Source organism: Marinovum sp. 2_MG-2023, from assembly GCF_030548265.1.
GTDB lineage: Bacteria > Pseudomonadota > Alphaproteobacteria > Rhodobacterales > Rhodobacteraceae > Marinovum.
In genome coordinates this window covers 1-9,071 of sequence record NZ_JAUOSD010000052.1, presented here as the reverse complement: position 1 = coordinate 9,071, position 9,071 = coordinate 1, and the positions used below count along the sequence as shown (strand labels likewise).

Sequence of the window (9,071 nt, the reverse complement as noted above, 5' to 3'; positions counted from 1 at the left end):
TTCGCATCTGTCTGCTCCTTCAGAGTTGGCGCAGACTCTACATTACGGTGAGGGATTTCGCGGGGGGCAGGTCAATCGCAAAGCGCATCAAAGCCCGAAGGCGCGTCGAAAGCGTCGAACAGATTGCACAGGGCAGCGCCATGACGGCGCACATGCTGCTCCGTATCTGCGATCCGGTCATATGTGGCCTGTGGGATGTTTTCATTAGTGGTGTCCATGTGGTTGGATTGTTTTGGGTGGGTGCCATTCTGCGGCGTCACGAAATCCTGCATGAGGGGAGGTGGTTGGTCTGGCGGTGCGCTCCTTTTGTCTTGGAGGGAGTAGGGCTGTTTGCTGGTATCAATGAGATTGGTCGTTTCACGAATGCACGAAGAAGAAAAATGCGCGTGCTCAAAATTTTCTTGCGAGCCCCCCACGCCGTCGCCAAGGTAACGAGGCGGGGAGAGATACATCACGCTGTTTGATCTGTATCGGATTTGAACACCCCCGCATCCTGGAGGGCCTGTTCCAAACCGTCAGCAAGGAGACAGATTTCCGGAACAATTGGATCGTCGGGTTCGAGCAGTGCAAGGTCCGGGCCATCGCCCCAGTCGTCATTGTAAGCGTATTCGAGAAACAGAAGGTTCCGCAGCTCAAGCAATTGGCGGCGCAGGCGACGGGTGAATGGCCTGTGGTGGCTCAGCATATCTTCAAAATCGATGCGATCGCCCAGACGAGATTGATACTCGCGGTGTACGGCCTCAAAGATTTTGAGGAACGCCTCGGCCCTTTTGCCCAATTTCAGGTTTGTTGCCTTCTCAGAGCAATCTCCGACCGCGTAAGCGAGCACTTGGGGCGGCACGAAAGCGGGACAGGTCCATCGTGGCACGCCGGCCAATTTTGCCGAACCACTTCACAGGCAGTGGGGCTTTCCAGTGAGGGTGTTCGGCAAAGGTGGACTGACCTGAAACAAGGTAAGTGGTCCATGATATTGAGAGAACTAAACAAGTACGTATTCGCCACATTCGCTAAATTCAGAACGATCTCTGCCCTTCGCCGTTAAGTCACATTCGCGTGAGTTTCCACCTGCTGGAAGCCACTTTCGTTGTTGACGGAATGTCAGCCAGCTGTGTCTAAGGGGGGAGGAAAAAGGAAAGCGTTTTGATCGGTCGTCTCATCATCATAATTGTTGCGCTGCAGCTCGTTGTGACGAGTGCCTTTGCGCATGTGATGTCGATGCCCGAGCAATGTGCGCAGCCGATGGCCCAGCACATGCATTGTGAAGAAACGTCCTTTTCCCAGGATCAGGACGTTGAGGTTGCTTTCGAAACCGAGCAGCAAAGCGAGCCCCTGGGGCTTTTGCATTGTGCCAGCGTTGCCTGCACGGACCAGTTCGCGGGCAGCCCTGTGCCTGCCCTGATCCGGGCGCCGCTGAGCGCCAAGCTGACACCCGAAGAGCCAAGGATGGCTTTGCAATCCGTGTATCTTTCCCAACTGCGGCCGCCCTCGGCCTGACATCGCCTGTCCGGCGTTGATTGCGGTGTCGTCTGCACAGGCGCGCCCGGCAATCCGATCACATGCCGCCAATCCGGGGCCAAGCCCGCGGCGCATCTGATCCTCTTCTCCCTGCTTTCACTGTTTTTGCAGTGACCTTCTCTCTGCGTGGCCAATCGCTGGCCCACGCCCATGGAAAATACATGAAACACACGAATTTTCTGCGGCCTCTCGCCGTGGTGCTGGGGCTTGCCCTCGGCGTGTCGGCACAGGCTGGCACCTATGACATCAGTGTCGACAAGGTCCGGATCGACACCGGCACTTTCAAGAAAAACGGGATTGGCTACAACGGAAGCCAGACCCCGACCATCCTGAATTTCCAGGAAGGCGACGACGTCGTCATCCGCGTAAAGAACAATTTGCGCGAAAGCACATCCATCCATTGGCATGGCCTGATCCTGCCGTTCCAGCAGGACGGGGTGCCGGGCATCAGCTTCAACGGTATCAAGCCGGGCGAAACCTTCACCTATCGCTTTCCGATCGAACAGGCCGGCACCTACTGGTTTCACAGCCACTCGGGTTTTCAGGAGCCGGACGGTGCCTATGGCGCCATCGTGATTTCCCCCAAGGGCGGCGAAGCCGTGCCAACGGACCGTGATTACGTGGTGCAACTGACTGACAAACATCCGCACAGCGGATCGCGGATTTTCCGCAACCTGAAGGCTTCGGCGGACTATTACAACCGCGCCCAACGCACCGCGCAGGACTTGATCGAAGATGCCGGTGCCAGCGGATTGAAAGCCGCGCTACAGGATCGGAAAATGTGGGGCGCGATGCGCATGATGCCCACAGATATCGAGGATGTGCAGGGCTTTACGCCGCTGATCAACGGGGCCAGCACGCAGCAGAACTGGACTGGCATCTTCAAACCCGGTGAGAAGGTGCGCCTGCGGCTGATCAATTCGTCGGCGACGACCTATTTCGATGTGCGCCTGCCCGGTTTGAAAATGACCGTGGTGCAGGCCGATGGCAATGACGTGAAGCCGGTAACGGTGGATGAGCTGCGGATTGCCGTTGCTGAAACCTATGATGTGATCGTCCAGCCGCGTGAGGCCAAGGCTTACTCGATCATCGGCGAGAGCGCAGGCCGCACCGCGATGGTGCGCGCCACGCTGGCCCCGTCCGAAGGCATGGTTGGTCCCTATTACAAGATGCGGTCCCGGCCGCTTCTGACCATGGCCGATATGGGGGGCATGATGGACGGCATGGACCATTCCGGCATGGAAATGGATGGGATGGACATGAGCGGCTTTGATATGTCCGGCATGGATCACTCTGGCCATGACATGAGCGGTATGGACATGTCGGGCATGGATCATTCCGGTATGGATATGGGCGGCATGGACATGGCCGCTGGCATACCTGTTGTTCCAGCCGAAGGGGCATCCGGTGCCGCCTTCTATGCGCCGGGCAGCGGATTGATCCCGTCGGCGGCAAATGGTGGCAAGTTTCTGGGCTACGAAGATCTGCGCGCCCGCAAGCCGCTCTATCGTGACCGCGCCGCCACGCGTGAAATCGAGATCCGCCTGACCGGCAACATGGAGCGCTATATCTGGTCCATCGACGGCGTCAAATACGAAGACGCCGACCCGATCCGTCTGACCTATGGCGAACGTGTCCGGTTCAAATTCGTCAACGAAACCATGATGGCGCACCCGATGCATCTGCATGGCATGTGGACGATCATCGACACCGGCAAAGGGGCCTATGACCCCGTGAAACACACGGTCAGCGTGGCGCCGGGCACGACACTTTACACCGAGACCGAAGTTGATGCGCCGGGCCAATGGGCCTTTCACTGTCACCTCTCTTATCACATGGCCGGCGGCATGTTCCGCAAGGTCATCGTCGAAGGCGGGCCATCCTGATGGGCGCGTATTCCAAGGAAAACAATCACATGAAAAACCTGCTTCTTGGCGCGGCAGTCGGGCCGTTTCTTGCGCTGTCCTTTGCGTCTGATGCTTTGGCGGAATTGGGCGTTTCCCCGACGGTCTGGGGGGTGCGGACCGACAAGCTCGAATACCGGATGGGCGAAGAAGAAAACGCCTTTGCCTGGGAATTCGCGGCCTGGGTTGGCAATGACGATCTGCGTCTTGTCTGGCAAAGCGAAGGTGCGAAAATCGAGGGCGGCGACGTCGAGGAGATGAGCAACCAGATCCGTCTTCAGAAGCCGATCACCGAATTCTTCGATGGTTTCATCGGGGTCGCAGCGTCGACGCCGGAGGGCGCGCCCGAACGCTATTATGGCGCTTTTGGCGTGACCGGCCTCGCGTCGCAGTGGTTTGAGGTCGAGGCGGCACTTTACCTGTCGGAATATCCCTACATCGGGGCAGAGGTGGAATATGAGGGGCTGCTGACCAACCGGCTGATCCTGACACCCTCGATCGAAGTCAGCCTGCCATTGGCGGATGACCCGGATCGGGAAATCGCGGCGGGTGGTGCCACGACCGAGCTGGGGCTGCGGCTGAGCTATGACCTGATCGGGCGCAATCTGTCCCCCTATATTGGCGTGAACTATGAACGCGCCTTTGGCGGGACGGCGGACATTCTGCGCGACCATGGCCACGAAGTGGACGAGCTGACCAGCGTGGTCGGCGTCAATTTCATGTTCTGATCTTTCTGCGCCCCTCTCGGTATCTGCTTTTGCAAAACAAGAGAGAGCCGCAGGGGCGCAGCTTTTCAACCGAAACCAACCAAGGGAACATCCCAATGAAATTTCGTACAATCCTTACCTCTGCTGTACTTTCCGTCGGCCTCGCGCTCAGTGCGGGCGCGGCACTCGCACACGACAAGGGCATGATGACCATGCCGAGCAATGGTCAAACTGTCGGGGCGGACACCAAGGTCATGCACCTGATGTTCACCGATCCGATGCAGATCACCACCGTCACGATGAAGGTGCCTGACGGAAAGACCTATAAGATCAATGGTCCGGCTGCGAACAAGGCCGTGAAGACCTGGGAAGGCAAGCTGCCGAAACTCGCGCCGGGCAACTACAAGGTCGACTGGCGCGGCATGTCGCCCGATGGCCACCCGATGAATGGCAGCTTCGCGTTCAAGGTCGCGAACTGATCATGGGCGGGGTTCTTGCCGCACTGGAACCGGTGCAGATCGCCTCGATCCTCGTCAAGGCGGGGATGTATGTCACTGTCCTGCTTGCGGCGGGCTCCGTCATAAATCTCTGGCTTCTGACCGAGCTGGATGCCGCTGCAAGCCGTCGTCTCAGGCGGCTTGCAGCATGGTCAGCTGTGGGCGGGATCGTTTTCAGCGCGCTGAACATCCCGCTACGTGCGGCGTTCTTCTATGGTGGGATCGGCGGCGCGCTTGATCCGATGATGCTTCAGATTGCCTTCTTCGGTCCGCTTGGGCTGTCCGTGGGGACCGCGATTGCCGGCCTTCTCGCCATTCTTCCCATTATGTTTGACCGTGATTGGACGCGATCCGTGGCCAGCGTCGGTGTGGTCTGCGTGGCGATCAGTTTTGCGCTGCGCGGTCATGCGACCGGCGACCCAAGGCTGGCGCTCTCGACCCTGTTTGTCTTTCACATCCTTGCGGCCAGTTTCTGGATCGGAGGCTTCTATCCTCTCTACGACATGGCCGGGCGCGGCAACGCGGCCGCTGTGCGCACCGTCGAACGGTTCGGGCAGGCGGCGCTGGTCATGGTCGGGCTGCTTGTTGTCGCGGGGGTGGTGATCCTGGTGATCCTGGCCGGCGATCCGATCGCGGTCCTGACCCAGCCCTGGGGCCAGTTTCTGACGCTGAAACTGGCGGTGGTGGCGCTGCTTCTTGCGCTTGCAGGGCTGAACAAGCTTCGGCTGACACCGGCTCTGGCAGAAAACGGGAACGCTGCTCCGCTGCGAATGTCGATCCGTTGGGAGGTCGCGGCCTTTCTTGTGATCCTGCTTGTCACTGCGACCTTCACGTCCACCGTTGCGCCAGAGCACATCGGCTGAGCCTGCGAAGCGGTATGTCGTTCAGCCGAAAAAAGGGGGCGTCAAGAAGACGCCCCTATGTCTCATCTCAAACGCTGAGGGCGCGAAGGCCCATCACGATCATCATCAGGTTCCCGGTCAGGGAAATGAAGCCAAGCGGCACATTTCGGTGGGTGCCGATTATTTCTTTCCGCTGATCTCCTCCTGATAGGCGCGTTCGCGGTCCGGCCATGTGGATTTGATGTATTCGAGTATGGCGTGGATTTGCGCGTCCTCCAGAGTATCGCCAAAGCCCGGCATGTTGCTTTCATAGCCATCGCCGACAACTGCGGCCGTCCCCTCCCGCGTTATTTGAAACAGGATGTCGTCGCTGTGATGCCACGTGTGACCCGTGGCATCATGGGGCGGTGCAGGAAGTCGTCCATCAGCGTCGCGGCTGCGCCAGTCCGGTTGACCTTCAAGCTTGGCCCCGTGACAAGAGGCGCAGTTCTCTTGGTAGAGCGCTGCGCCATCTATGCCTTCTGCCATGGCGGAGCAGGCCGCGCCGGTAAGTGCCATCGCAAGCAAATGAAACCGGCTCATGTGACGGTAATCCAATTGTTCATGCCAGAGGCGGCGTGCCCCAACATGTGACAATGCAGCAGCCATTTACCGGGGTTATCCGCGACAAAGGCGATCTCGGTCGTTTGGTCTGGCATCACCAATACCGTGTCCCGAAGCGGGCCGAGGGTTCCGTTTGCGTCGCGCACCCGGAAGTGCATCCCGTGCAGGTGCATCGCATGAGGAAAGATCGTGGTGTTCGTCATGCGGATGCGGGCCGTTTCCCCGCGTGACAGGGCGGCAAAGGGCGTCTCTCCCAGACCGGCCTGTCCCGCCAGCGCCCAGAATTGGCCGTTCTGGACCAGGTCTTGCCAGCCCATCGTCTGACCGTTGAACTGCGCAGTTTCCAGCCCGCGCATGGCGCCACCTTGCAGGGGCATGTCAAATGTACGGGCCGCGTCGATCCCGGGGATGTCCATGCCTGGGTTGGGCGGCAAGGGCGCAGGCATGTCACGCTGAACCGTGGCCGCGCGTCCGGTGACTGTGAATTCGGCCAGCACCTGCCAACTGTCGTCGGAGGCAGCAAACAGAAGCCCGGCGGGCGCGCCTTCATCGGCGGTGACATCCACGATCAGGTCCATGCGCTGCGCCGGGGCAAGGACAATCGTGGTTGTCACCGGCTCGGGTGTCGAAAGAGGCATCCCGTCGAGCGCGATTGTCCATCCTTTTAGCCCTTCAAGTCTAAGCCCAAAGATCTGGGCATTTGCGGCGTTGATCAGCCGCAAGCGCAGCCGTTCATTCTGCCGCGCCGCGAGGTTGTAATTGAAGCGCCCGTTCACCCCCACCAGATTGCCGATGCGGCCGCCATGGCTCTGCGCCATCGGAGCGGCAAAATTATCGACGAACTGCCCGGTGTCCGGGTCAAGCAACCAGTCGTCGATCATCAGAACCTCATCGCGGTCAATGTCGGGCTGTGTCGGTTCTTCAACGATCAGCGCACCGGCAAGGCCCCGCGCAACCTGCTTCATGGAATTGGTGTGCGCGTGATACCAATAGGTGCCAGCGTCCGGCAGATCGAAGGCATAGTCGAAGCCTTCTCCGGGCGGCACCGGCGCCTGGGTTAGCCCCGCAACGCCGTCCATTGCATTGTCTATTCGAATGCCGTGCCAGTGGACCGAGGTGGGCACATTCAGGGCGTTGACCAGTCGCCGTTCAAACCGGCTGCCTTGGGCCGCGCGGATCATGGGGCCGGGGATACTGCCGTCGTAACTCCAGACCGGCGTGGCCGGATACCTGTCCGGGGCAAGCTGGATCATGGCCTCCTTGGCCGTCAATAGCGGGACGTCCTGGGCGAAGGCCGGGCGGGCCAGCGCGGTAGCGGCAAGACCCGCGCAGAAGTGGCGGCGCGTCAAATTCATATCAGTTGATCCCATTTGTGCGTTGCACTTCGCGGACGTAGGCAATGATGGTGCGAACTTCAGCAGGTGTGACCCGTGGCTGGGGCGGCATGTCGCCGAATTTCCAGTGGTGCGCTCGCACGCCATTTTGTGCAGCCAATAGAAATGCCATGTCCCCATGGTGTGACGGCTCATAGATCTTGTGGATCAGGGGCGGGGCAAATCCCATCTTCCCAGCGGCATCTGTGCCGTGACAGTCAGCACAGACCGCATCGAATGCCCGTTTGCCCATAGAGGCCTCGGGCGAAAGGCTTTCCGGCAGGGTGACGACGACCATGGCCGCGCCTTCGGTGGGGCCTGATTCTTGCTGAATCTGTGGGTCCTGATCAGGGAGGCGGGTGAAGGCATATGTGCCAAGTGCTGCGGCGATGACCGCAGCCCCGGCAATGAACGTGATTTTCATGATATTTTCCTGTCCTTGCGCAGCGTTTGGAGGTGCGCATTCTCAAATTGGCCGGACGATTGTCAGCCCAGGCGGCAGTAGAGAAGGATCAGGTCCGAGGGGGCGGCAGATTCAATGCCAAGTGAATGGATGCCCCCCTGTAGGCATCGGGCCATGCTTGACGATGGCCGAGGATCTCTTGGTCCCGTTGTGACAGTGCATCAACGATAAGAGCCATTGGGGCACAAAGGGACATATCCGCGCAAGGCGTTCCCTGATGCGTCTTATCCCCCTCGGCGCCCTCCATTTCGACCATCTCTTCTGGACAGGATGGACATTCATGCGTCGTCATCGCGGCCGCATCAAAATGCAGCGATGAGACCAACACCAAAAAGTTGGACAGAAGGATGATGGAGATCAGGCGCATGCGGGCTTTCTTACGTGTCATAATCAGTATGAGACGCCACGGGGCAGGGGTCAATCCTGACCCGAAGTGCCCACGCGCAACATGTCCCCACTCGTGCCACATGACAGGTGCACTTCAAATAGCATCGCCGTGTCAGGTTGCGGCCTGCCCAAGCCTCCAAGCCGACGCTGATCCCCCCCCCAGAAACTAGTGGTGTTCAATAGTAGGGTCTTCTCGGCGAGATATCTGAGGGGCCCACGTTAAAGAAAGGACGATACCGAGACACGCAGCTCATGGCGATGCTGAAGCATGCAAAGGGCGGTGTGCCAGTTTCCATTAATAGTGGGCGCAGTTTGTTCGGTGGGACGACGTGAGTAGTGTGGTTGCCACAAGAGACGTCTGTTGAGTTGTGTGAAGTGCTCTACCAAGACGAGGCCGCATACAGACCCAGCGATGAGTGCCAGTAATCGGTCAAAGACGCGAGACTTGAACCCCATCTCTCGCTCATCGTTGTTCTTGGTCCATTGGATTTGCGCTGTCAGGGATTCTGCGTGTTCGGGCCGTGCGATTGGGGTCTTCACGCATCTGACTCGTTTTTCTGGCGTATTTTTTGTTGCTGGATTTTGGTTTGAGTCGGGTTTGTGAGGTTGTTCTTGTGGGTAAGTCTGTGGGCGACTCTAGATGTGGGGTTTTTGGGGTGTGATGTATATACTGGGTTGTTGTGTTGGATGAGGGTGGATGTGGGTTTGCTCAAAAACTATTCACGCTAACCAGTTGATTTTGTTTATTTTTCGCAAAAACTTTGCAAAACTTTGGGATTT

General features: G+C 58.7%; 11 protein-coding genes. 4 read left to right on the top strand and 7 right to left on the bottom strand.

Features of this window, described 5'->3' with window-relative positions; all coding sequences use genetic code 11:
* Positions 1 to 71: 71 nt before the first annotated feature.
* From Q4577_RS23290 to Q4577_RS23280, 3 genes are all read right to left on the bottom strand, one after another.
* The gene (locus Q4577_RS23290; RefSeq protein WP_303473251.1) at positions 72 to 455 is read right to left on the bottom strand and encodes a hypothetical protein; all 384 of its coding nucleotides are present in this window, start codon (positions 453 to 455) and stop codon (positions 72 to 74) included.
* Positions 452 to 841: a hypothetical protein gene (locus tag Q4577_RS23285; RefSeq protein ID WP_303473254.1), complete on the bottom strand. Its 390-nt coding sequence runs from the start codon at positions 839 to 841 to the stop codon at positions 452 to 454. The genes Q4577_RS23290 and Q4577_RS23285 overlap by 4 nt, the downstream gene beginning before the upstream one ends.
* A gap of 257 nt (positions 842 to 1,098) precedes the next feature.
* Positions 1,099 to 1,590, bottom strand: a complete 492-nt coding sequence (locus Q4577_RS23280; protein WP_303473255.1) for a hypothetical protein — start codon at positions 1,588 to 1,590, stop codon at positions 1,099 to 1,101.
* An 86-nt stretch (positions 1,591 to 1,676) separates the two neighbouring features.
* Here Q4577_RS23280 and Q4577_RS23275 point away from each other — a divergent pair, with 86 nt between their 5' ends.
* From Q4577_RS23275 to Q4577_RS23260, 4 genes are all read left to right on the top strand, one after another.
* Entirely contained in the window at positions 1,677 to 3,401 is a 1,725-nt protein-coding gene (locus Q4577_RS23275) for a copper resistance system multicopper oxidase (protein WP_303473257.1), read from the top strand.
* 29 nt (positions 3,402 to 3,430) lie between these two features.
* Positions 3,431 to 4,147: a copper resistance protein B gene (locus Q4577_RS23270; protein WP_303473259.1), complete on the top strand. Its 717-nt coding sequence runs from the start codon at positions 3,431 to 3,433 to the stop codon at positions 4,145 to 4,147.
* Positions 4,148 to 4,242: 95 nt separating this feature from the next.
* Entirely contained in the window at positions 4,243 to 4,605 is a 363-nt protein-coding gene (locus Q4577_RS23265) for a copper resistance CopC family protein (RefSeq protein WP_303473261.1), read from the top strand.
* 2 nt (positions 4,606 to 4,607) lie between these two features.
* Positions 4,608 to 5,486: a CopD family protein gene (locus Q4577_RS23260; RefSeq protein WP_303473264.1), complete on the top strand. Its 879-nt coding sequence runs from the start codon at positions 4,608 to 4,610 to the stop codon at positions 5,484 to 5,486.
* A gap of 159 nt (positions 5,487 to 5,645) precedes the next feature.
* On the opposite strand, the gene Q4577_RS23255 is transcribed toward Q4577_RS23260, so the two are convergent.
* From Q4577_RS23255 to Q4577_RS23240, 4 genes are all read right to left on the bottom strand, one after another.
* Positions 5,646 to 5,993 (bottom strand): cytochrome c, encoded by a 348-nt coding sequence (locus Q4577_RS23255; RefSeq protein ID WP_303473270.1) that lies wholly within the window; start codon positions 5,991 to 5,993, stop codon positions 5,646 to 5,648.
* Between the two features lie 50 nt (positions 5,994 to 6,043).
* Positions 6,044 to 7,423 carry a multicopper oxidase family protein gene (locus tag Q4577_RS23250; protein ID WP_303473266.1) on the bottom strand — a complete coding sequence of 460 codons (1,380 nt, stop codon included), beginning with the start codon at positions 7,421 to 7,423 and terminating at the stop codon, positions 6,044 to 6,046.
* 1 nt (position 7,424) lies between these two features.
* Positions 7,425 to 7,868 carry a cytochrome c gene (locus tag Q4577_RS23245; protein ID WP_303473272.1) on the bottom strand — a complete coding sequence of 148 codons (444 nt, stop codon included), beginning with the start codon at positions 7,866 to 7,868 and terminating at the stop codon, positions 7,425 to 7,427.
* Between the two features lie 85 nt (positions 7,869 to 7,953).
* Positions 7,954 to 8,271: a hypothetical protein gene (locus Q4577_RS23240; protein ID WP_303473268.1), complete on the bottom strand. Its 318-nt coding sequence runs from the start codon at positions 8,269 to 8,271 to the stop codon at positions 7,954 to 7,956.
* Positions 8,272 to 9,071: the final 800 nt, after the last annotated feature.